This window comes from Pseudoalteromonas sp. ABV4_021 (assembly GCF_056159365.1).
Map to the genome: position 1 here is coordinate 2,873,645 of NZ_JBSWVB010000001.1, position 23,730 is coordinate 2,897,374.

Here is a 23,730-nt window from a genome sequence, read left to right on the forward strand (position 1 = left end):
CTACAGCTTTAAGTTGAAGCAGCAAAAAAATAAGATAAGTTAAAACCTTTTCAACTTGCCCTACTATTTTAGCAAAGCAAAAAAGTGATATACTAAAAACCGAGTAAATTAGTCAGGTATAGGTCGAATTATGATTACCATTTCTGAGGCAGCACAAAGCCACTTTGCCAAACTGCTAGCAGATCAAGCTGAAGGCACTAACATTCGCGTTTTTGTGGTTAATCCAGGTACAACACAAGCCGAGTGTGGCGTGTCATATTGTCCGGCAGATGCCGTTGAAGAAACGGACATTAAGTTACCATTTAATGGATTCGATGCCGTTGTTGACGAAGAAAGCGCACCGTTTTTAGAAGAAGCCGATATTGATTTTGTTACTGACAAAATGGGCTCACAACTAACGCTTAAGGCACCAAACGCAAAAGCGAAAAAGCTAAGTGATGACGCGTCACTGCAAGAGCGCGTGCAACATATGATTGAAACAGAAATTAATCCACAACTAGCGAATCACGGTGGTCAGGTTAACTTAGTTGAAATCACCAAAGACGGTATTGCCGTAGTCCAGTTTGGTGGTGGTTGTAATGGCTGTTCAATGATCGATGTAACACTTAAAGATGGCATTGAAACGCAAATGGTTGCTAAGTTTGATGAAATCACCGGTGTACGTGATATTACTGAACACCAGTCTGGCGAGCATTCATATTACTAAATTCAAACATCTAGTCTACCGACTAGGTCAAGAACCTAAAACAAGCCTAAAACGCTTTTTCAGCGGTTTAGGCTTGTTTGTTATTGCTGCTAGCTTAATTGTTTATGGCTACTTTAACAGTCATTATTTTCAAATAGCAGGGCTTGTTCTACTACCTATCGCGCTGTATTTTGCCATTTATGGTTATCTAGGTATTTTTGCTAATCGCTTTTCACAAGTTATTGCAAAAGCTGACGAGAGCGCCAAAAATCGTGATATTTTTTAGCCAGCGTTAATCCTCTTAACGCCATAAAACACGTCATTGCCAGCCATAACCCGTGATTACCCAAAGGGTAGCTAACGGCAAATACTCCCGCAAAGCCAACAAGTGCTGAAAAAATCATGGTATTACGCATTTCTTTTGCGCGGGTTAAACCTACGAACACGCCATCGTACAAAAAGCAAAAACTAGCAATTGGCGGCAAAATAATAGACCAAATTAAAAACTTCTCGGCGGTCGCCAACACATTAGGCAGATCGGTTAACATACTGATAATCCAGCTACCTAGCAGCAAAAACATTACACTGTATAAACAAGCAAACATAAAAGCCCAAAAGCGACCGATAACAACCCAAAGATGAATCGCTTGCGCCTTTTTTCGTCCTTTCGCTTGACCCACTTTAGCCTCTACGGCATAGGCAATACCATCTAAGGCGAAGCTTACTAATAATAAAAAATTAAGTAATACGGCATTTGCAGCAAGCGTTGCATCCCCTAAAAAACCGCCATAGTAAGTCATAAAGGCAAAGCAAAGCTGCAAAAACAGTGAACGAATAAAGATATCTCGATTTAACTTAAGCGCACTAGTTAGGCCGTCGAGTGAAGTTTTCAAAAGTGCGGAGAACGATAATCCATGTTTAGCAAAACGCACTTTAAGTAACAATAAAGCGGCAAATAAACCAATGTAATCGGCGAATACCGAAGCAAGTGCAGCGCCTTCAACCTGCCAGTTAAAACCCACTACAAATACAATATCGAGCACAATATTGGCGACATTGGTCACCAACACGATCATTAACGTACCTTTACTGTATTGCGTGCCTAACATCCACGCCAATAACACCATATTGATTAATGCGGCAGGCGCGCTAAAAATACGAATATTAAAATACGTTTGTGCGTGCTTTATCGCGGCATCACTTCCCGATAAAAACAGCCCCATAAAATGGCTGATCACAGGGCTTATTGCTAGTAACAATAGCGCAACAGCGAACGCAAACAGTGCTGCGCGTTTTAGCTCTTGCAGCAAACCATTTTTACTGTCTTTACCATAAGCCTGTGCAACCAAGCCGGTTGTGCTCATACGTAAAAAACCTGCGAGCCAGAAAAGTAAATTGATTACCATGCTGCCAAGTGCCACGCCGGCTAAAAAGCTAGCGTCACTGAGGTGGCCGATTACACCTGTATCTACCAAACCGAGAAGTGGTACACTAATGTTTGATACAATCATCGGCCAAGCGAGTACTAGCAGCCCAACATGGAACGATTTATGACGAGTAAAAAAGTTTTTCATTTATTTATTGGATTATGGTTAATCTGTTATTTTACGTTTGCTAATGCCGCTGTGATTTTACAATATCACCATGTATCAGAAACTTTACCACGTGTGACAAGCCTATCTGAAAATGAATTCAGCGCCCACTTAAGTTATTTAAAAGATAATAATTATAGTGTTGTTCCACTTCAGCACATTATTGAAGCAGTTAAAGAGCAAAAGAGTATACCTGACAAAACAGTTGCACTCACATTTGACGATGGATTTATTAATAACTTCACGCAAGCAGCCCCCATTTTAAAGCGCTTTAACTATCCCTATACCATTTTTGTAAACCCGCAACTGATAGACGAAGGTAAAAGCTATGTGATGACGTGGCCGCAGCTAAAAGCACTGACAAAAGAAGGTGCATATATTGCAAACCACAGCGCAAAGCACGATTACTTGCATATTCGCGAAAATAACGAGTCACTAACGCAATGGCGAGAGAGAATACGCAACGATATCACGCATTCTGAACAACGTATTAAGCAGGAGATTGGCCACAACTTTAAGTATGTCGCATATCCCTATGGTGAATTTAATCGTGAATTACAAACGTTAGTAAAAGAGTTAGGCTATGTTGGTATTGGTCAGCATTCAGGCGCTGTTGGGTTAAGTACCGACTTAACGCGCGTGCCACGCTTTCCGGCATCAGGGATTTATGCCAATTTAGAAACATTAAAAACAAAAATCGCGAGTCTACCGTTTTCATTTAACCTACAAGCACAGTCGGTTACAACCAACACGACACCACTACTCAGGTTAACCTTTACCGAGAAAGATTTTAACAACTCGCAATTCAATTGTTTTATCAGTGGCAACACAGCCAAAATTACTTGGCAAAGTGAAAATGACGTGACTGTGCAAAGTGAAGGTGAGCTAAACAAAGGACGCTCGCGTTACAATTGTACTGCGCCAAGTAAATCTAAAGCGGGCCGATTTTACTGGTTATCTCACCCTTTCGTGATAACTAAATAGCAGAATTATTTTTTTGCCCAATTTGCAATTTCATTTGCAACCGAATCTAAACTAAGAATTTTTTGCGCTGCGTCCAACTCGACTGCGGCGCGTGGCATACCCCAAACCACGCTCGACGCCTCATCTTGTGCCAAAGTATACGCATCACACTCTTTTAGCTTTAACAAACCAGCGGCACCATCAGCCCCCATGCCAGTAAGTAATGACGCGCACACTTTTTTACCCAAATTTAATTTAGCAATTGATTTAAACAATACATCGACAGCTGGGCGATGACGATTAACAGGCGCAGACTGAACTACTTTACACATCAGTTTCGTACCTTTGCTAACCACTGCTAGGTGGTAATCGCCAGGTGCAATATAAACATGATTAGGCTTAATTTCCTCATCATCCTCCGCCTCTTTAACTGTTAACGCTACTGAACGATCCATACGCTCTGCAAACGAGGCTGAAAAAACAGGTGGAATATGCTGAGTAATAACAATCGGTGGGAAATTGTCAGGCAAGCATGTTAACACTTCTTTAATTGCCTCAGTGCCACCAGTTGATGCACCAATTGCCACCAGCTTAGTATTATCAAACGTGCCCGTAGCCACACTCGCCACAGGGGTAGTTACGGGTTTTATCGCTCGTACACGAGCTTTTGCTGCCGCTCTTATTTTTTCGTGTAAGGTTTGCGCGTAACCATGCAGTTTGTCGCCAACTTGTTGTGTTGGTTTAGCAACAAAATCAACGGCTCCTAACTCTAAGCATTCAAGCGTAATCGGTGCGCCTTGCTGAGTTAAGGTCGAAATCATCACAACTGGCATTGGCCTTAGTCGCATCAAGTTTTTTAAAAAACTCACGCCGTCCATTTTTGGCATTTCTACATCGAGCGTTAGCACATCTGGATTAAGTTTTTTAATTAAATCCCTTGCTTGATACGGATCATTTGCCGTACCAATTACTTCAATATCCTGTGCTTGCTGTAAGACCTCTGTCAGTACCGCTCGAATCAATGGCGAGTCATCAACTACTAAAACCCTGATCATCTTAATTCCTAAAATAGCTCGATATCAGTATGCGTATCTTGCTCTTCAATTTCGTGAAGATATTTAAATTCACGTTGTTGAATTGTATCATTATGCATACTTCGAAGTTTTTTTACGTGTGCTTTGCCTGTAGTGGGATTAAACAGCACCTTTCGCGGCCAAGGCCCACCAACATCATGGGACTCAACTTGCAGTCCTTCATTTTTTAAAAATTGCGACACAAATATAATATTACCTTCGCCAATGTCGCCCATTCCGCGAATTATCTTACCACCACCAAAAATTTTAATTTTAAAGTTATCGCGATTGCCACCGTTTTTAATAATTTCATTAATCAAAAACTCCATCGCCCAGTTACCATAGCGACAGCTTAAACTATCAATGCTCGCATTATTATTTGCTGGAAGCATAAAGTGGTTCATGCCACCTATACCCATTTTGTAGTCATAAACACATGCTGATATACACGAGCCCAGCACCGTAGAAATTAACTCATTTTGTTTAGTAACATACACTTCACCGGGTAAAATTTTCGCGACAACGGCGTCACGGCCCCTATCCCAATAACGTTTTATGTTTTCAAAGCCATTTAGGCACTGCTTAAAATTCTCGTTCAAAGTGCCTTCCTGTACATGGTTTTACCAAGCGCTACAAATTCCGTTTGTGTCTTATTCATACTTTCTGAATGGCCTAAAAATAAATGACCTTGTGAACATAGCTGAGCAGCATAGCGTTGAAATAACAGTTCTTTTGTTGGCTGATCAAAGTAGATCACAACATTACGACAAAAGATCACGTCAAATTCACCTTTCATAGGCCACTCTTGTAATAAGTTAAGTCGCTTAAAGTAAATCTTGTCTCTCAATTCAGGCCTTACTTTAAACAGACCACTTTGCTTATTGCGCAGAAAAAAGCGTTTTTTTAGGTCGTTATCTAAGCCTGTAATTGAGTTTTCTGCGTATTCACCTGCGCTTGCTTTCGCCAGTACATTTGAATCTAAGTCCGTTGCTAATATCTTTACATCCCAATTAGACGGAAACTTATCAGCCAAAGTCATCGCTATCGTATAAGGCTCTTCACCTGTCGAGCAGCCCGCAGACCATATTCTTACTCGCCTTGAGCTTTTATTACGTTCAAGAATTTGAGCAATAAGCGTTTCACGCAAAAAATCGAAATGATACGGTTCACGAAAAAATGACGTTAAATTGGTGGTGATTGCATTAATAAAATGACTGAACTCGTCACGTTTATGCTGATCAAGGTAAGTAATATACTGTGCAAAACTTGCCAAATTTAATGCACGAATACGGCGCGCCAAACGAGAATAAACCATTTCACGTTTATGGCTACCAAGCACAATACCACAGGCTTCGTAAACCATTTTTGCGATCAATTCAAACTCTTGATCTGTTAGCAGAAATTCCTTCGCCACAATGACTCCTAGAGTAAGCTAAGCAGAAACCTCGGCCTAGCTTTAACGAACTGTTAAAACTCTTCCCACTCTTCGCTGCTATCGGCGAAATCATCGCCCGATGGAGCCGAGGTTATTTGCAAACGCTCATTACGCGAAGCAACTTTTGGGGCGCTTTTTGCAGCGGGTCGCGGTGTAATCATCGGAGACTCAATACTATGATTGCCGCTAGTATTAAAGAAACTTAATAACTGACGCATGCCATTTGCTTGTTCAGCCATGGATTCACTCGCTGCAGAGGCTTGCTCTACAAGCGCGGCATTTTGCTGAGTCATTTCATCCATTTGCGTAATGGCTTTATTAACCTGCTCAATACCCGAGCTTTGCTCTTCAGATGCTACCGTTATATCAGCAATCATTTCTGTTACTCGTTGTACTGAGGCAACTATCTCTTGCAGCGTACTACCTGATTCATTCACCAGTAGCGTTCCGTCTTCAACTTTGCTCACACTGTCTCGAATTAGCTCTTTTATTTCTTTAGCTGCTGCGGCTGAACGTTGTGCTAAATTTCGCACTTCACCAGCCACAACTGCAAAGCCTCGCCCTTGCTCACCTGCTCTTGCAGCTTCTACTGCAGCATTCAGTGCAAGTAAATTAGTTTGGAATGCAATCTCGTCAATAACACCTATGATGTCTGCAATTTTCTTGCTGGCTTGATTGATTTCGGCCATGCTTTCTACCGCACGCTCAACCACTTCACCGCCTTGTTTAGCCTTCACTTGGGTGTCGTTGGCAAGTTCATTCGCAACTTTTGCATTATCGGCATTCTGGCGAACTGTGCTGGTCATCTCTTCCATGCTTGAAGCCGTTTCTTCTAATGACGACGCTTGCTCTTCGGTGCGCTGACTTAAATCAGTATTACCCTGCGAAATTTCTTCCGCGCCACTGGCAACAAGATTAGAAGACACGCTAACTTTTTCTATCACTTCGGTTAGCTTTTCTGCCGTAGTGTTTGCATCGCGTTTTAACTTATCAAATGAGCCTAAGTAATCGCTCTGAATACGCTTGGTTAAGTCACCATGCGCCATGCCATCAAGCATTTCTGCTGCTTCAGTGATTACCTCATCGGATATTTCAACTAATCTATTAAGTCCTTGCGCAAGATTTAAGAAGAAACCTTGTTTACCAGATTGGTCTATACGTGTATCTAGTTCACCTTGCGATGCCGCGGTTACAAGCTCGTCAATTTCTTTCTCAATTGCCACCTCAGCAGTTCTATCTAGCCACTCTACAACCGTACCCAAACGCTCTTGATTATCGGAGAAGATAGGATTCGCAGTAAGCGCAAACGTACGGCCGCCTACCAAAATTTCAGTGCTATACGTTGATGTCAATCGCTCTATCATTTGTTGCTGATGCGCCGGGTTTTTATGGAATACATCCATATTTGAACCCATTAATGACGACGCATTAAAGTTAGGTAAATCGCGCTTAATATCAGATTCGGCATTGCGCATCATATTTAACACAGCACTATTCATATACACAATTTCATTGCTCGCATTAGCAATCATTGTGTTGGTATTAACCGTATCTAGTGCTTGGCGAACTCGTGAATTTTCAGCGGCAATTGCCTCTGCTTTTCTTTGCGCTGCCAATTCATCGGTCAAATCTTGCCACTCGACAATGGTACCAATGCGTTCACCTTCGGTATTCAGCCAAGGTGTAGCAATAAGCGAAAAGGTTAATTCAGCAACCGTGATTCTGGTGCGATACACATCTTTAAGCGCAGCTAGCATTTTTTGTTGATGACTTGGGTCTTTGTGGAAAACATCAACACACTGCCCAATTAAGTTATTGGCATCAAAGTTTGGTAGCACTTTGCGAATTGATGCTTCGCGACTTTTTAGCATTTTTAAATTTTCATCGTTAATGAAAACTATCTTTAAGTCATTGTCTGCAATCATTACATTTGCTTGACACACTTTAAGTGCATTTGCACGGTTGGCGGCCAAACGCGCTTCAAATTCGACTTCTTTTTGCTCAGTGATGTCACTCGCATATTTCACAACTTTAACGGGCTTACCGTTCGGATCAAAAATCGGATTATAAGACGCCCTAATCCATACATTTTTTCCGCCGTTACCAATTCGTTTGTAGTCTCCGGCGCAAAACTCACCGCGATTCAATTTTTGCCAAAAATCTTTATAGTCTTGACTCGAAGCGTATTCTGGCTCGGTAAACAAACTATGATGTTTGCCAACAATCTCGTCTAATCGATAACCCATAACACTACAAAAATTATCGTTTGCAGTAATGATTGTGCCATCGAGATTAAACTCTATTACGGCTTGCGATTTACGAATTGCTTCTAGCTGCCCTTCTGAATCCGCAGCAGCCAGTTTACGTTCTGTGATATCCGTTGCGTATTTTACAACCTTAGTCACAACACCATGCTCATTGACAATAGGGTTATATGACGCTTGAATCCAAATTTCTTTGCCTTCGGCGTTAATGCGATTAAATTCGCCTGAGATAAACTCGCCACGCGATAGTCGAGCCCAAAACTGGCTATACTCAGCATTATTGGCGTGTGCAGGGGATACAAACATGCGATGATGCTGTCCTTGAATTTGCTCTAAGCGATATCCCAACGCATTTAAAAAGTTGGTGTTAGCCGTAATTACAGTACCATCAGGATTAAACTCAATCACAGCTTGAGATCGACTTAAGGCTGCTAAAATTAAATCACTCTCAGATTTCCCAGATGCTGCGTCTGGTGTTTTGCTAGACCACCACATATCAATCTCCACCCTTTTTTATTTGATTGCATTTCATCATCGGCTTTTACACTCGCTTAGCACTCACCTGTTGATGAGCTATTGTTTTTATTAGTCCGGCTCTTTGGAAAGATTCAACACCCGTTTTAAATCTAACAACACAACCATTTTTTCACCGACATTGACCAGACCATGAACAAACTCGGTATTTTCTGTATTAGTTACATCAGGCACATCGCGCGCATCAGACTCTGAAATGCTATAAACATCTGATACTGCATCAACAACTAGCCCCATAATTTTATCGCCACTTTCCAGATCAACTTTGACCACGATTACAACTGTGACTGAACTATACGGCACCTGCGGCAAGCCAAATCGCGCCCGTAAATCAATAATCGGTACTATTGTGCCGCGCAGATTAATGGCACCTTTGACATAACTTGGCGAATTGGGGATTTGAGTTATTTCTTCCCAACCACGTATCTCTTGCACTGCGAGAATATCGACACCATATTCTTCATCTGCCATCATAAAAGTCAGAAACTGGCAGATATTCTCTTCTTGATTCTCTTCGCTCGACTCGAGAAGATCATTTGCTATCGCTTCCATCAAGCTTCCTCACTTTCTATCGGCTCAATTGCAAGCTCAGAAGTACCTGCTTTTTTCAGGCCCGCTAATTTGATTAGCCCCGTAATATCAATAATTAGCGATACTCTTCCATCACCTAAAATCGTCGCGCCAGAAACCCCTTCTACTTTCTGATAATTAGCTTCCAGGCTTTTAATGACGACTTGTTGCTGTGCCAGTAAGTCGTCAACTAATAACCCGACTTTTTGATTGTCACTTTCAACAATAACCAGCAGACCTTTATCGAGATCTTCAATTGCGCCACTGTGATTAAAAATTTTATGTAATCGTAAAATAGGAATGTATTCATCGCGTAAGCGTAAAACGTTTAAACCGCCGCCCACGCAATTCACCATTTTCAAATCAATTTGTAATGATTCCACAATAGAAATAAGCGGTATGATGTAAGTATGCTGTGCCACGGTCACTAACTGACCATCTAAAATAGCTAAAGTAAGCGGCAGGCGAATCGTAAAGGTTGAACCAATACCTTGTTCTGAAGTAACCTCAATTGAGCCATTCAGCGATTGGATATTGCGTCTTACTACGTCCATACCCACGCCACGACCGGAGATGTCACTCACTTCATCTGCAGTTGAAAAACCGGGCATAAAAATTAGCTCATTAATTTCATCATCCGATAAGTCGTCTGAATCGCTAATTAGGCCGTTTTGAATCGCTTTTTGTTTGATTTTTTGTGTATTTAAGCCAGCACCATCGTCCATAATTTCTATAACTATGTTACCGCCTTGATGAAATGCATTAAGTGTTACGGTACCAACTCTTGGTTTACCCGCCTCTTCCCGCTGCTCTGGCGTTTCTAAACCATGATCCAGTGAATTTCGCACCAAGTGAACCATAGGATCTGAGATTTTTTCCATTACTGTTTTATCAAGCTCAGTTTGCTCACCAAGGAGTTTTAGTTCGACTTCTTTTCCTAGCTTTTGCGATGTATCTCGCACTAAACGCGGAAAGCGACTAAATACAAAACTGATTGGCAGCATGCGAATTCGCATCACACTTTCTTGTAAATCACGTGTGTTATGAGCAAGTTGAGCAAGCCCTTCTTGCAAGGCCATTAATTTGTTTTCAGTAATTTCTCCTTCACCAAGCTGTGTAAGCATTGCTTGAGTTATTACCAGCTCGCCAACCATGTTAATTAGTGAGTCTACTTTATCAATGCTGACTCGAATTGACGTACTTTCGGTGGAACCACTTTTCGCAGCAGCTTTTGCTGCTGGCGCCGGTTTGTCACTTTTATTTTCAGCTGTTGGCGTTGGTTTCTCTTCAGTAGCTTGCTCACGAACACCTTCTGGTTCAGATTCAACGGGGTCGTCACCAAACAATCCGCCACACAAGGTGATAGTGATTTCGGCATCATCCTCAACCCACTCAAATACTTCTTTTATCGCCTCTTCGCCTTTATCGGTTTCAAGATAAAAGCACCAATTTAAAAAACATTCGTCAGCCGCAAGGTTGTGAATATCTGGTACGTCATCTAAATTCACAGATACGTCGAGCTGACCTAGTTCTGCCAACTCTTCAATCAAATAAATGGGCTCATTACCCGTTTTAAATAAATGATGTTGCGGCTTAAAAATCACTTCGTAGGTGTCAAGTGCACCGTGTTCTGCAGGTGGACTATCGGGGCTACTTTGTGTAGCTGCAGGTGTACTAACTGGTTGTGATTCACCCGCTAAAATTGCCTCAAACTTTTCTTTCAACTGGGTTGCAGTAGTTAAGTCAGTCTCTTGATTATTTTGTAAATCACCTAACATCTCGCGCAAACAATCAACCGACTGCAAAAGCAGATTCACATGTTCAGCGGTTAACTCTCGGCTGCCTTCGCGGATTTGGTCTAATAACGTTTCTAAAACATGAGTAAAGTCGGAAACATGTGTGAAGCCAAAGGTTCCACTTCCGCCTTTAATAGAATGCGCGGCACGGAAAATAGTATTAATCGTCTCGTTATCTACATCACCAGGTGTGAGGTTGAGTAACTCCGATTCCATGACATCCAAACCTTCAAGGCTCTCTTCAAAGAAAACCTCAAAGAATTGGCTTAAGTCTATGCTCATGCCGCCTCCTGATTTATCGGATGACTTTCTTAATAACTGCTAATAACTGATCTGGATTAAATGGTTTTACGATCCATCCAGTGGCGCCAGCGGCTTTACCTTCGGTTTTTTTATCCAGTCCCGATTCGGTAGTAAGCATTAGCATAGGCGTAAACTTGTAGGCAGGTAGCGCTCTTAATTCTCGAATAAGTGTAATGCCGTCCATAATCGGCATATTCACATCGGAAATAACCGCATCAAAGCTGTTACCTTTAGCGATTTCTAACGCTTCGCTTCCGTCTTTCGCTTCTGTTACATCGAAACCGGCTTTTTTAAGCGTAAAACCAACCATTTGTCTCATTGATGCAGAATCATCAACCGCCAAAATCTTTTTCATACAGACCCCAAATTATTGTTCTGATAAGGCAAGAAAGTCTTGCACTCCCAATGTTTTTGCTGCAGCAAATAACGCATCACTTTTGCCATGCCACGTAATTTGATGCTGAGTTTCCGCTAGATTTTTTTGCAACGAACAGAGTAATTGAATTGAAGCGGTATCAGCACGAGTAACCGAGGAAATATCCAGATCAATGCTCGATTGTTTCGATAATAAATCTAAAAGAGATTCTTTAAGCTCAGAGACTGAGTTTATGACAAGCTCAGCAGGTAACTGATACATAATTTTCTTTCCTTGTTCGCTTAAAATTAAGCGTAGACCCAGAATGAAAATTTGCCAAAATAATATCGATTTAATTAAAGCTAATTAATGCGTTAGCAGATCATAAATCGATACTAATTGCTGTAGTACCCAATAATTGAGGTCAGATCTTGTGTCATTTCACTTTGATTAATTAACGGTACTTTTCCTTTGGCAAATTCAGGTTTAAAAATGGCTCTAACCGCGCCATTTGGGTCGACTAGCGTGACGGATGCACTGTGGTCAACTGTGTAATTTTCCGACTCACCATCATCATGAATGGCGTACACTAAACCTAGGTTTCGAACAAATGGAAATAAATGCTTATGCTCTGCTGAAACAGCAGTAAAATCGGGGTTAAAGTATTCAATGTACAGCTTGCGTTTTTCCGCGTTATCACGCTTAGGATCAACCGATACAAACCATACATTTATGGCAAAGTTAGGCGATAACTCTTTTGTTATCTGAGTTAATTTTGCCAACGTCATTGGGCAAATATCTGGGCAACTTGTATAACCTAAAAATAATAGCGTCCAGTTGCCCTTTAAGTTTTGATTAGTAACCTGTTGTCCATTTTGGTCTTGCAACACAAATGGCTTAACAATCTTAGCCTCTTGATAGAGTAATGCGCTTGTTTGCGGAGGTGATTTTGGGCCGCAACCCAAAACCATAAAGATTAAAGATGTAACAATTAATAGCTTAAACTGGCTCATTTAAATCAACCACTTATCAATAAATAGTGCGATAAATAGTATCATAAGTTGCCAAATGGAATAGATAAATAGCTTTATCGCAGACTTTTCTTTGGCAGCAAATTTTAACTCCCAAGCACGGTACATAAACACGCCATTGAGTAACACACTTACCGCTAAATAAAAGTTTCCTGACATACCAATTAAAAACGGTAAAACACAAACCAATGTCAATAAAACGCTATATAACAACACCATTGTTTTGGTGAACTCAATACCATGCGTTACTGGCAACATGGGGACTTTTGCGTTTTCATAATCTTTTTTACGATCAATGGCTAACGCCCAAAAGTGCGGTGGTGTCCAAGTGAAAATTATCATCACTAATAACCATGGCTCTGCAGACATTGCGCCAGTTTCAGACACCCACCCCAGCAACGGCGGCATCGCGCCAGCAAAACCACCGATCACAATATTTTGTGGCGTGCGTCTTTTTAATACCAGCGTATAAATAAACGCATAACCGACTAAAGCAACTAAGGTAAGCCAAGCGGTCAACCAATTCGCGTAAGCAACCAACATGCAAAACCCAATAACCAACAGCATCATTGAAAAGGCAAACGCCTGACGATTTGTCACACTACCTGTTGCGACTGGGCGCGAGTCGGTGCGCTTCATTTTTTTATCTATATCGCTATCAACAATATGGTTAATCACCGCAGCACTACTGGCTAATAATGCGATACCTACTATGGTTAACATCTGCTCTAGCAAGCTTCGCCCAACGTGGGGTGCCAAACCTTGTCCAACCACAGCGGTAAGCGCTAGCAACATCACAACTTTGTGTTTACAAAGCACTAAGTATTCATGAACTTTAGCGCTTAGTGAGCGCTGAAATTGTAAAACATAACTGGTCATAGTTTACTCCCTAGCACTTGCTTTTAATGAGATATGCAAGCCGAACGCAACTTAAAAGTAGCAATAATGCTGTCATATTATGAATAAGCGCAATATTGAGCGGGATATGCATCAAAATTAAGCTAACTCCCAGCGCAATCTGACAAAACAACACCACCCAAATATGGTAAACAGCTCGTTTTATTATTGTTGAATAACAGTCTTTTAGAATTTTAAAACCAGCCCAAAGCACCACAAACGTAGTAACCATAGCCCAAATGCGATGGAGAAAATGAATCGACATACGCGCTTCTGCCGACAACACCCCAAACTCATAACTGGCGTGATCATTCGGTAATTGGAAAATACTCGTAAATGAAAAACGCTCAAATGTATTGGCTCCGCACAAAGGGAAATCTGCACAATGTGACGCCGCGTAATTTGCCGCTAACCATCCACCTAATGCAATCTGCGAAATAACAAAGCTCAAAGCGATTATTGCCAAGCCATAATGAGGTTTGGCGCCTGAATCTCCACCAGGGATGCGCTCCGTGGTAAGCCTGATATAGAGCAAGAACAACAGGCTCATAATCGTAAAACCACCGAGTAAATGCCCCATCACGATGAGCGGCTGCAAGTTCATAGTGACTGTTAACATGCCTAACGCAGCTTGAAATACAACTAGCCCCAGAATTAATAACGGTAGCTTCACTGGCGCTAATCGATGTTGCCGTTGTTTAAATGCCATTATCGCAATAAGCAAAATAATGATGCCCAGCGTGCCGGCAAAATAGCGATGGATCATTTCTTTCCACGCTTTTCCTTGATCGACTTCATGTGTTGGAAAATGTGTTTCGACTTTTTCTAGCTCATGCACTTCATTTGGCACAGTTAAAAAACCATAACACCCAGGCCAATCGGGGCAACCTAAGCCCGAGTCGCTAAGTCGTGTATACGCGCCCAATCCCACCACAACAAATGCAAAAACACAGCCAAACAGTACAATTTTATGATATTGATTCATTCGCGCCTCCTATGCTCTGCTGCGGCTATAATTGAGCAGTTTTTTAAGGTCTTTAATAAGCCCGCGTTTCATATTATTGTCTGACTGCAGCTGATAATTAACGGGATACTCAAGCACTATTAAACCGTGATGATCGACTAAATAAATTGCATCTGATTCAATAGCAAGAGTTTGATTTTCTAATTGTGTAACAACATTTTCATGTGCAGTTAAATTAGTCAGCTGCAATGCCTGCTGGCTGCTCGAAAGGGAAAATGCCCCCACATATAAATTATGTTTACCAAGCACATCAAACACATTTTTAATTAGCTGCTTTCGAGTTTCACAATGTTGCGCACAAACCTCTTCAGATAAAGTAACGAGCGACCATTTAAGTTGAGATTCCGCCGGCCACTTTTCAATTTTTTGTTCATTTTCAACGAAGTGCCCAAAATTAGTTTGTGCGGGTTCAAGCCAATCAAACTTTAACGCCAAAAAAGCAGTTAACGCTGGCGCTAAAAAACAAATAATAAAAAGTCCAAGAGTCTTATTCATGTGTACTTCCTTTTCGATACATAGCCACACCAATCACAATCGCTGCGAGAGCGAGTAAAATCCACTGCAAGGCATACGCTTTGTGTTTATCTGGCGACATATTAATAACTTGGTAATGAAATTCGCCCAGCGCACTGTCCGGCTGTGCGTAAAGAATATATGGCGCGAATGGCTGCTGGAGCGCACTTGCTGCAAACTCTGGCGTAATGTATTGCAACCGTTGTCCTTGGCGTAATTCAAGATCATTTGATACCAAGTTAAAGCTGGTAAAGTTACCAACCTTTAATAATGCGGTGAGTGTTAGTTGCTGCGGCAAGCTTACTTCTGGTAATTGCTCTCGATTGAACGAACCCGCAAACCAGCCAAGATTAACCAGCCACCAGCGTGAAGAATTTTTTGGTTTCACGGCAGCAATCAAGTCGTAACCAAAACGGCCATTAACCACTTGATTATCAAGCCACCAAAACTGTGAAGAGACTTCGCCTGATAGTGATACTTTGAGCCCCGTTGCAAGCCAATCGCTTGGTAAACTAGCGAGCTGATACCAAGGAATAACCCCTTGCTGGCTGAGCTGATCTAGTTTTTTAATAATCGTTATTTTTTGCTGTGATCTTTGATACTGCCACACAGCTAAACTCGCGCATATTAATGCGACAGTTGTTGTACACACTAGCAGAGTGATGCTTTTTGCACTATTCTGGATTAACCGCATATAGCAAACTCCCTAAACCTATGTTGATAAAATTAATTATCGTATTCTTATTGTTTTACATCGTTTTTAGTTTGTTTAAAGCACTGTTTTGTATGCTTAAAAGCGACGCTGCTGCAAACTCTATGTCCCATTACTTAGGGCGCCGAGTGTTATTTTCTGCAATTGTTCTGATGATTATTTTGCTGGCAATGCTGTTTGGCATCATCACACCAAACAGCAATCCTTATACTGTTAGTTAGTGGTTATTGACCTTTAAAGTACGTAAACAAAGACAAACAAACACAACCATACAACATCAACAAAATGCCAATACCAAGCTGCAGCTTGGAAAGCAAAGTGCTTTTCTTCACTAAAGTGCCCTTTTAAAATTCGTATAAATACGACAAGTAAAATGAGCGTGCCTAACGTGACATGCATGCCATGAAAGCCAGTTAGCAAAAAGAACGTGTTGCCATATATACCTGAGTCCAGTGTTAAACCTAGATCTTGATATGCATGAACGTACTCCTCTCCTTGTAGCACTAAAAATATCGCCCCTAAACCAATAGTAAAGCCAAGCATTGCCTTTAACTGCGTGCGTTTTCCATGCTCAATTGCGGTGTGTGCAAAATGCAAAGTCACCGATGAGGTTAAAAGAATAATCGTGTTGATAAGTGGTAAACCTTGCCAACCCATTACTTGTGTTTCTGTACCACCTGGCGTACTGACTAGAGGCCACACAGCTTCAAATGAAGGCCAGAGCACTTCGTTTGTCATCGCGTTATTGCTATCACCACCGAGCCACGGTACAGCAAATGTACGGGCATAAAATAGCGCTCCAAAAAATGCCATAAAAAACATCACTTCAGAGAAAATAAACCACGCCATACCCTGTTTAAACGAGCGGTCCATTTGCGATGAATAAAGCCCACCTTGAGACTCATCAACCACATTTTTAAACCAACCAAACAGCATATACAGTAAAACCGCGATGCCTAATATTAAAATGTGAAAACCAAAACCACCTTGCTGCTTAGCAGTTTGCATTACCGCTAAGCCAGCTCCAATGGCAATTAAGAACAGAGCAACAGCACCCACAATCGGCCATTGGCTTTGCTCAGGTACATAATATTTTTCATATTGAGTTTTCATTGACTAACTCTCCATCGCGCTTGCTATTGCTTGCAACTTTACCTTCAACATCTGCTGTAATATCGTAAATGGTGTACGACAAGGTCACTTCATGAATATCATTTGGCAAGGTTTCGTCGAGGTAAAAGAGCAATGGTAAATCCGCTGAGCCTTTACTTGTCAGCGGCTGTTGATTAAAACAAAAGCAAGACACTTTATGTAAATATTTAGCCGCCCGACCTGGTGCTACTGACGGTACGGCTTGCATTATCTTGTTGCTACTCGAAAGGTTTTGCGCAATAAACTCTATGCGTTCCATTTCACCCGGGCTAACGTCAACACTGTAGCGTTTAGCTTTTACTTTAAACGGCGCTCCAGCTTGTGCATGTGTGATAAATGTAACGCGTACACTGCGCGATTCATCACTTTGCGCACTCACTTGTGCCTGCTCCATATTAGGCTTTCCATTCAATCCTGTGATATCACAGAAAACGTCATAAAGTGGCACCAGCGCAAAGGCAAACGCAAACATTAATAAACTGGTTAAGATTAGCTTTTTGAGTAGCTTAACGTTATTCATTACTTCACTTCCGGCGGCTCAGAGAACGTATGATAAGGTGCAGGCGATGCAACTTCCCACTCCAACCCTTCAGCTCCATCCCACACTTTGGCAGGTACTTTTTCGCCACCCTTTGCACACTTATAAACAACGGCAACAAAAAGTAATTGAGATAAACCAAAGGCAAAGCCACCAATACTGATCAATGCATTAAAATCAGCAAACTGCAGTGCATAGTCAGGAATACGCCTCGGCATACCTGCTAAGCCCACAAAGTGCATTGGGAAGAACAAAATGTTTACGCTAATTAGCGATAACCAAAAATGGGTTTTAGCAAGACCAATGTGATACATGTTGCCTGTCCACTTTGGTAACCAATAATAAGCCCCTGCCATTATCGAGAATACAGCCCCCGTTACTAACACATAGTGGAAATGAGCAACCACAAAGTAAGTATCGTGATACTGAAAGTCGACCGGTGTTATTGCTAGCATCAATCCAGAGAAACCACCTAAGGTGAATAACACGATAAAGGCAATGGAAAACAGCATCGGTACTTCAAAGCTAATCGAGCCACGCCACATTGTCGCTACCCAGTTGAAAACTTTAACCCCCGTAGGCACAGATATCAGCATGGTGCTATACATAAAGAACAACTCACCCGCCAATGGCATGCCAGTAGTAAACATATGGTGCGCCCATACAATAAACGACAAAAACGCGATTGATGCCGTGGCATAAACCATTGAGGCATAACCAAACAGTTTCTTGCGTGAAAACGCTGGAATAATCGTCGAGATAACACCAAACGCCGGTAAAATCATGATGTAAACTTCAGGATGTCCGAAGAACCAGAAAATATGCTGGAACATTACTGGGTCGCCACCGCCAGCCGCGTTAAAGAAATCTGTGCCAAAGTACTTATCAGTTAGCACCATAGTCACTGCACCAGCAAGTACCGGCATCACCGCAATTAATAAAAATGCAGTAATTAACCACGTCCATACAAACAGCGGTAATTTCATATACGTCATGCCCGGTGCGCGCATATTCACTATGGTTACAATTACATTGATTGCTCCCATAATTGAGCTAATGCCCATGATATGCACAGCGAAGACGAATAGTGCCGTATTATCATTGCTATATGTGGTTGATAGTGGCGCATAGAACGTCCAACCAAAAGCTGGGCCGCCGCCTTCCATAAATAACGACATAAGCAGAATGAAAAATGCAAATGGTAGAATCCAAAAACTCCAGTTATTCATGCGCGGTAGTGCCATATCTGGCGCGCCAATCATCATAGGGATCATCCAGTTTGCCAAGCCAGTAAACGCAGGCATAACTGCACCGAAAACCATAATGAGGCCATGAACTGTAGTCATTTGGTTAAAAAAGTGTGGCTCTACAAATTGTAAGCCTGGTTGAAATAATTCGGCACGAATAACCAGTGCCATTGCGCCACCCGTTAAAAACATTAACAGGGCGAATAACAGATAAAGCGTACCGATATCTTTATGGTTAGTGGTAAATAGCCAACGTTTTAGTCCTGTTGGCGTATGATGGTGGTGATGAGATTCAGCTAGTGTTGTCATTATTGTGCTTCTCCCACAGATTCTTGAATATCACTTGGTTGCACTGAATCGCCAGTGTTATTACCCCAAGCATTTCGCTCATAGGTCACTACTGCCGCTAACTCTTTTAGTGACAACATTTTGCTATAGCCTTGCATTGCTGTTGCTGGCTTGCCATGAACCACAATATCGATATGAGCTTTAACATCGCCAAGTGCTATTGGGCTATCTTTTAGCGCTGGGAACACACCTGGCAATCCCATTCCTGTAGGTTGGTGACACGCAGCACAATTAGCCATATACACTTGTTCTCCTAGCGTCATTAGCTCATCTTGAGATAATGTAAGATCAAGTGATGCTTTTTCTGCGGCCGCTGCTTGCGCTTTTTCAAGCTGCGCATTTGCCAACCACTGTTCAAATTCAGCAGGCTCTTTAACTTCAACAACCACAGGCATAAAGCCATGGTCTTTTCCGCATAACTCCGCACATTGACCGCGATAAATACCGGCCTCATTGACTTTAGTCCACGCTTCGTTGATAAAGCCTGGGTTAGCATCTTTTTTAACCGCGAATTCAGGTACCCACCAAGAGTGAATTACGTCGTCCGAAGTCATTAAAAAGCGTACTTTTTTTCCTTTTGGAATAATAAGCGGTTTATCAACATCTAACAGGTAGGTTTCTGTTTTTTGATCTTGGTTGGTGATTTGTTCACGTGGAGTCGAAAGAACAGAATAAAACGACACATCGTGGTCAAGATATTCATAATGCCACTTCCATTGTGACCCTGTAACTTTAATCGTTAGGTCAGCTTTAGTGGTGTCTTCCATGGCAATCAAGGTTTTGGTTGCAGGCACTGCCATACCAATCAAAATTACAAATGGAATTGCTGTCCAGAGTATTTCAATTTTGGTACTTTCATGAAATTGAGCAGGCACTGCTCCTTTTGATTTGCGGTGATGGATTATTGCCCAAAACATAATGGCAAATACCACTAATCCAATAACGCAACAGATATAGAAAATTGTCATATGGAGCTCGTAGACATCACGGCTGATGTCTGTCACCCCAACAGGTAAGTTATATTGACTCGTCCCAACTGCTAAAAAAGGAAAGCTCAATAGTAACCATAAGGATAGCTTCACTAGCCTCATGCTCGCTCCTTAGCTAATTATTATTATGTTGTTAGGAAATGGTCAGTGAAAGTTTTAGCGATTAAATCGCACGACGCACTACAGCATCACTCCATTTTCTTTATTATATTTGTTTTCTAAAAGCCGCACTTTGCTTAAAAAGAAAACAAGGTTACTACTAAGGTCTAGTAAACGATTAAATTTTACGCAAGTCAAATTTAAGATAAATTTTTTATAAATCTATAAGTTAGCGATTTTTGAAGATGTAAAAATAGAAGGGGCTATAGTAAGAAATAGGGTGTTTAAAAGCAGGTTGAGGCTAGTAAGGTTACTCACTAGCCAAGGTCAACAAAAGTGTATTACATCCAGTCGGCATTTCTAATAACACCAACCGCAAGGCCTTCGATATTAAAATGGCCATGCTCTAAATCGACTTTAATTGTGTCAAATTCATCATTTTCTGCATGTAACAGTACTTGTTTGCCTGCTTTTTCAAAACGCTTTACCGTTACATCTTCATCAACACGGGCTACAACCACTTGCCCATTATTAGCCACTGGCGTGCGATGAACAGCTAGCAAGTCTCCATCCATAATGCCGATATCCTTCATACTCTCACCACGTACACGCAGTAGGAAATCTGCACATGGGTTAAATAGGTTAGGATCAACTTGATAATGGCTTTCAATGTGCTCATTAGCCAAAATAGGTGAACCTGCGGCGACTTGACCAATTAACGGTAAACCTAATTGCTCTGGTTCATCTTCTTCCACTAAACGAATACCGCGGCTAGCGCCGGGCACCATTTCAATTACGCCTTTTTTGGCTAATGCTTTTAAATGCTCTTCTGCAGCGTTTGCACTTTTAAAACCGAGTGTCGATGCGATTTCTGCGCGCGTTGGCGGCATGCCAGTATCTTTAATAAATACTTTAACAAGTTCTAAGATTTGTGCCTGACGTTTTGTTAATGGTCTCATTCACTGGTTTTCCATACAGTACAGATAACTGTGAGTATATACAGTTATTCTTATTTCGCAACTTTTAATTATTTGATAATTAGCACTATGCTTAGTTACAGACGATAATTGCTGCAAATCAAAAATCATCGCAGTAAATTGCTTTATTTTTCCTCTGGCACGACCAGTTATTTAATCTTTTAGAGTTAACTGGTATGCTAGCGCCCCTTTTGTTTTTAGGTTGGTGTTATGAAGTTGGTTGGCTCTATGATTCAGTGGTTTGCAAACGGTATGAACAAGCTTTTAGTGCGTTCGAAAATTGTACCTGAACACCCTTTAGACAACCTAGCAATAGATAAAAACAAGCCGACCGTTTACATCACATTATTAAATTCTTTTTCTGATTTAGCCGCGTTGCGCAGCACCTGTAAAAAGCTCGGCTTACCTGACCCTCAGGTCACTCAGCAAATTGGTGATAAACAAGTTCCAAGATACATTCCAATTCACCACCGCTCGCCACTGTTTGGTAAAGCCAAAAAAGACAGTCCAGCGCTCGAAATCAGCGAAGAAATATTTGCAGCATTAAAGCAATCTGACGTTACCGATTTACAAGTTATTCCGGTCACCATTTTATGGGGACGCAATCCAGGCAAAGAAAAGCCAGGCCTTGGCACTATTTTATCCAGTTCTCTTACACCAAGCTGGTTGCGTAAGGTATTTGTCGTATTACTATCTGGCCGCGACAACTTAATTCGTTTTAGTCGTCCATTAGAACTATCGCAGCTTACTAGTAAGCAACAAAGTGATGATTTACCACATAAACTCATTCGTGTTGCCCGTGTTCACTTTAAACGTCAGAAACTTGCTGCGCTTGGCCCTAAACTGCCATCTCGCGACCAGTTGTATCAAGGTCTTTTAGCATCAAGCACTGTCAAAGCTGCGATTGAAGGTGAAGCAAAAAGTAAAAACATCTCAATTGTAGAAGCGCGACAAAATGCCATAAAACTAGTTGATGAAATTGCTGCCAACTATAACGAATCAATGATCGGTGTTTCTGAGCGCATTCTTACTTGGCTGTGGACCAAGCTATACAACGGTATTGAAGTAAATAACCCTGAACGAATTCAAGAGCTGACAGATAAAGGCCACGAAATTATCTATATGCCTTGCCATCGCAGCCATATGGATTACTTATTACTCACCTATGTTATTTATCATCAAGGTTATGTGCCACCACATATTGCAGCAGGTATAAACTTAAGTTTTTGGCCTGCAGGCCCAATATTTAGACGCTGTGGCGCCTTTTTCTTACGCCGTTCATTCAAAGGCAACAAGCTTTATTCCGCAGTGTTCCGTGAATACTTAAGCCAGTTATTTATAAAAGGCTACGCTGTTAAGTTTTATACCGAAGGTGGCCGCAGCCGAACTGGCCGTTTACTTCCACCTAAAACCGGTATGTTAGCGATGACATTACAATCAATTTTGCGCGGTATTGATCGTCCAATTTCAATCGTGCCTGTATATATTGGTTACGAGCATGTAATGGAAGTTAACACCTACCTTGGTGAACTTGCTGGGCAAAAGAAGAAAAATGAGTCAGTACTGGGTGTCTTCAAAACTCTACGTAAGCTCAAGAATTACGGCAAAGGTAATGTAAATTTTGGCGAGCCAATCAACATTAACCAGTATCTTACCCAGCACCAGTCAAATTGGCGCGACAGCATTGCTGCAGATGAAAAGCCTAATTGGCTAACGCCAATGGTTGGCAAACTTGCTGATTCAGTGATGGTCAACATCAATAATGCGGCTGCGATCAATGCCGTTACTTTAATCTCATCTATTTTGTTAAACACCGAAAAACAAGCGATGACGCGTCACGAGCTCATAGCTTGTATGACAAACTACCTGAGATTGCTCGAATTAGCGCCTTACAGCAAAGATGTCAGTATGCCAAACAAAAGTGCTGAAGAGCTGCTTGAACACGCACTCACGTTAGATAAGTTTGAAGTGATTACGCAAGGGCGAGTTGAAGTAATCCGTATTCAAGACACACAAAAAGTATTATTGAACTATTACCGTAATAACGTACTGCATTTATTCGCAGTACCAAGTCTAATTAGCTCAATCTTAATTAGCCAAAAACACATTTCTCGCGACCAGCTAATCAAGCAAGTTAACGCGTTATATCCGCTCTTTAAACAGGAGTGGTTTATGCAACCGTATTGCGAAACATATCTAAATGACTCACTTGAAGCCTTGAGCGGTATTGGGTTATTAACCGTTGAAAACGATGCGATTTCAGTTAATCCTAGCAGCAAATCTCTAGCTCAGCTTAACTTGTTAGCACGCTTTATCCAGTGCACATTAATTCGCTATGCCAGCGTAATTAAATTAATTCTGGCAAGTGACAGCGTTTCGCGCGACCAGCTTGAAACGCAAAGCCAAGACTTTGCACAACAGCTTGCACAGCTATTTGGTATCGATACACCAGAATTCTTCGATAAAAAAGTATTGTCTGGCTTTATTAGCACGCTTAAGCAAAACCACATGATTGATGATTGCGAGCAAGGGCGCATCACAGGCAATGAGACAACGAAGCAGTTGAGTCAAATCATTCTAAAACAACTAAACCCAAGTATTGCCAGTGCACTCGAAGACTAGCCGTCACAGCA

The 23,730-nt window shown here is 41.5% G+C and carries 24 protein-coding genes; 5 read left to right on the plus strand and 19 right to left on the minus strand.

The features are described from left to right. Positions 1-130 precede the first annotated feature (130 nt). Complete coding sequence (gene nfuA, locus ACXAFE_RS13290; RefSeq protein ID WP_010561515.1) at positions 131-706, plus strand: Fe-S biogenesis protein NfuA; 576 nt, start codon at positions 131-133, stop codon at positions 704-706. Further along, the gene (locus ACXAFE_RS13295) at positions 699-971 is read left to right on the plus strand and encodes a hypothetical protein (protein WP_100914567.1); all 273 of its coding nucleotides are present in this window, start codon (positions 699-701) and stop codon (positions 969-971) included. Before nfuA ends, ACXAFE_RS13295 begins: the two co-directional genes overlap by 8 nt. Here the strand turns inward: ACXAFE_RS13295 and ACXAFE_RS13300 are convergent. Beyond that, positions 925-2,259, minus strand: coding sequence for an MATE family efflux transporter (locus ACXAFE_RS13300; protein WP_475153375.1), 1,335 nt, complete (start codon positions 2,257-2,259; stop codon positions 925-927). The genes ACXAFE_RS13295 and ACXAFE_RS13300 overlap by 47 nt on opposite strands. Between ACXAFE_RS13300 and ACXAFE_RS13305 the strand changes: the two genes are divergently transcribed. Then, positions 2,236-3,261 (plus strand): polysaccharide deacetylase family protein, encoded by a 1,026-nt coding sequence (locus ACXAFE_RS13305; RefSeq protein ID WP_475153376.1) that lies wholly within the window; start codon positions 2,236-2,238, stop codon positions 3,259-3,261. The genes ACXAFE_RS13300 and ACXAFE_RS13305 overlap by 24 nt on opposite strands. Positions 3,262-3,266: 5 nt before the next feature. Here ACXAFE_RS13305 and ACXAFE_RS13310 read toward each other — a convergent pair whose 3' ends face one another. From ACXAFE_RS13310 to ACXAFE_RS13370, 13 genes are all read right to left on the minus strand, one after another. Then, on the minus strand, positions 3,267-4,295 hold the full coding sequence (locus ACXAFE_RS13310) for a protein-glutamate methylesterase/protein-glutamine glutaminase (RefSeq protein ID WP_475153377.1): 1,029 nt from the start codon (positions 4,293-4,295) through the stop codon (positions 3,267-3,269). Positions 4,296-4,303: 8 nt separating this feature from the next. Next, positions 4,304-4,912, minus strand: a complete 609-nt coding sequence (gene cheD, locus ACXAFE_RS13315; protein WP_010561510.1) for a chemoreceptor glutamine deamidase CheD — start codon at positions 4,910-4,912, stop codon at positions 4,304-4,306. Then, a complete protein-coding gene (locus ACXAFE_RS13320; RefSeq protein WP_475153378.1) occupies positions 4,909-5,727 on the minus strand; it encodes a CheR family methyltransferase in 819 nt (272 codons plus the stop codon). The genes cheD and ACXAFE_RS13320 overlap by 4 nt, the downstream gene beginning before the upstream one ends. Positions 5,728-5,780: 53 nt before the next feature. After that, positions 5,781-8,507 (minus strand): methyl-accepting chemotaxis protein, encoded by a 2,727-nt coding sequence (locus ACXAFE_RS13325; protein WP_475153379.1) that lies wholly within the window; start codon positions 8,505-8,507, stop codon positions 5,781-5,783. A gap of 90 nt (positions 8,508-8,597) precedes the next feature. Beyond that, entirely contained in the window at positions 8,598-9,098 is a 501-nt protein-coding gene (locus tag ACXAFE_RS13330) for a chemotaxis protein CheW (protein ID WP_054978221.1), read from the minus strand. Next, positions 9,098-11,194 (minus strand): chemotaxis protein CheA, encoded by a 2,097-nt coding sequence (locus tag ACXAFE_RS13335; protein ID WP_475153380.1) that lies wholly within the window; start codon positions 11,192-11,194, stop codon positions 9,098-9,100. Before ACXAFE_RS13335 ends, ACXAFE_RS13330 begins: the two co-directional genes overlap by 1 nt. Before the next feature lie 13 nt (positions 11,195-11,207). Next, positions 11,208-11,570 (minus strand): response regulator, encoded by a 363-nt coding sequence (locus ACXAFE_RS13340; RefSeq protein WP_010561505.1) that lies wholly within the window; start codon positions 11,568-11,570, stop codon positions 11,208-11,210. Between the two features lie 12 nt (positions 11,571-11,582). Next, positions 11,583-11,852 carry an STAS domain-containing protein gene (locus ACXAFE_RS13345; RefSeq protein WP_010561504.1) on the minus strand — a complete coding sequence of 90 codons (270 nt, stop codon included), beginning with the start codon at positions 11,850-11,852 and terminating at the stop codon, positions 11,583-11,585. A gap of 113 nt (positions 11,853-11,965) precedes the next feature. Continuing rightward, positions 11,966-12,583 (minus strand): SCO family protein, encoded by a 618-nt coding sequence (locus ACXAFE_RS13350; RefSeq protein WP_475153381.1) that lies wholly within the window; start codon positions 12,581-12,583, stop codon positions 11,966-11,968. Then, positions 12,584-13,480: a heme o synthase gene (gene cyoE, locus ACXAFE_RS13355; RefSeq protein ID WP_475153382.1), complete on the minus strand. Its 897-nt coding sequence runs from the start codon at positions 13,478-13,480 to the stop codon at positions 12,584-12,586. Positions 13,481-13,490: 10 nt separating this feature from the next. After that, on the minus strand, positions 13,491-14,483 hold the full coding sequence (locus tag ACXAFE_RS13360) for a COX15/CtaA family protein (protein WP_475153383.1): 993 nt from the start codon (positions 14,481-14,483) through the stop codon (positions 13,491-13,493). Between the two features lie 9 nt (positions 14,484-14,492). Beyond that, positions 14,493-15,017, minus strand: coding sequence for a hypothetical protein (locus tag ACXAFE_RS13365; RefSeq protein ID WP_475153384.1), 525 nt, complete (start codon positions 15,015-15,017; stop codon positions 14,493-14,495). Continuing rightward, positions 15,010-15,729 carry an SURF1 family protein gene (locus ACXAFE_RS13370; RefSeq protein ID WP_475153385.1) on the minus strand — a complete coding sequence of 240 codons (720 nt, stop codon included), beginning with the start codon at positions 15,727-15,729 and terminating at the stop codon, positions 15,010-15,012. The genes ACXAFE_RS13365 and ACXAFE_RS13370 overlap by 8 nt, the downstream gene beginning before the upstream one ends. 20 nt (positions 15,730-15,749) lie before the next feature. On the opposite strand from ACXAFE_RS13370, the gene ACXAFE_RS13375 reads away from it, so the two are divergent. Continuing rightward, entirely contained in the window at positions 15,750-15,968 is a 219-nt protein-coding gene (locus ACXAFE_RS13375) for a DUF2909 domain-containing protein (protein ID WP_237129523.1), read from the plus strand. A gap of 13 nt (positions 15,969-15,981) precedes the next feature. Here the strand turns inward: ACXAFE_RS13375 and ACXAFE_RS13380 are convergent, their stop codons facing one another. The 5 genes from ACXAFE_RS13380 to lexA form a co-directional block, all read right to left on the minus strand. Further along, positions 15,982-16,860 (minus strand): cytochrome c oxidase subunit 3, encoded by an 879-nt coding sequence (locus ACXAFE_RS13380; RefSeq protein WP_475153386.1) that lies wholly within the window; start codon positions 16,858-16,860, stop codon positions 15,982-15,984. After that, entirely contained in the window at positions 16,844-17,419 is a 576-nt protein-coding gene (locus tag ACXAFE_RS13385) for a cytochrome c oxidase assembly protein (protein ID WP_010561496.1), read from the minus strand. The genes ACXAFE_RS13380 and ACXAFE_RS13385 overlap by 17 nt, the downstream gene beginning before the upstream one ends. Continuing rightward, on the minus strand, positions 17,419-18,993 hold the full coding sequence (gene ctaD, locus ACXAFE_RS13390) for a cytochrome c oxidase subunit I (RefSeq protein ID WP_475153387.1): 1,575 nt from the start codon (positions 18,991-18,993) through the stop codon (positions 17,419-17,421). Before ctaD ends, ACXAFE_RS13385 begins: the two co-directional genes overlap by 1 nt. Continuing rightward, positions 18,993-20,123 (minus strand): cytochrome c oxidase subunit II, encoded by a 1,131-nt coding sequence (gene coxB, locus ACXAFE_RS13395; RefSeq protein WP_475153388.1) that lies wholly within the window; start codon positions 20,121-20,123, stop codon positions 18,993-18,995. Before coxB ends, ctaD begins: the two co-directional genes overlap by 1 nt. Positions 20,124-20,461: 338 nt before the next feature. Next, on the minus strand, positions 20,462-21,079 hold the full coding sequence (gene lexA, locus ACXAFE_RS13400; RefSeq protein WP_475153389.1) for a transcriptional repressor LexA: 618 nt from the start codon (positions 21,077-21,079) through the stop codon (positions 20,462-20,464). Between the two features lie 228 nt (positions 21,080-21,307). Here lexA and plsB point away from each other — a divergent pair, with 228 nt between their 5' ends. Then, a complete protein-coding gene (gene plsB / locus ACXAFE_RS13405; protein ID WP_475153390.1) occupies positions 21,308-23,719 on the plus strand; it encodes a glycerol-3-phosphate 1-O-acyltransferase PlsB in 2,412 nt (803 codons plus the stop codon). Positions 23,720-23,730 lie beyond the last annotated feature (11 nt).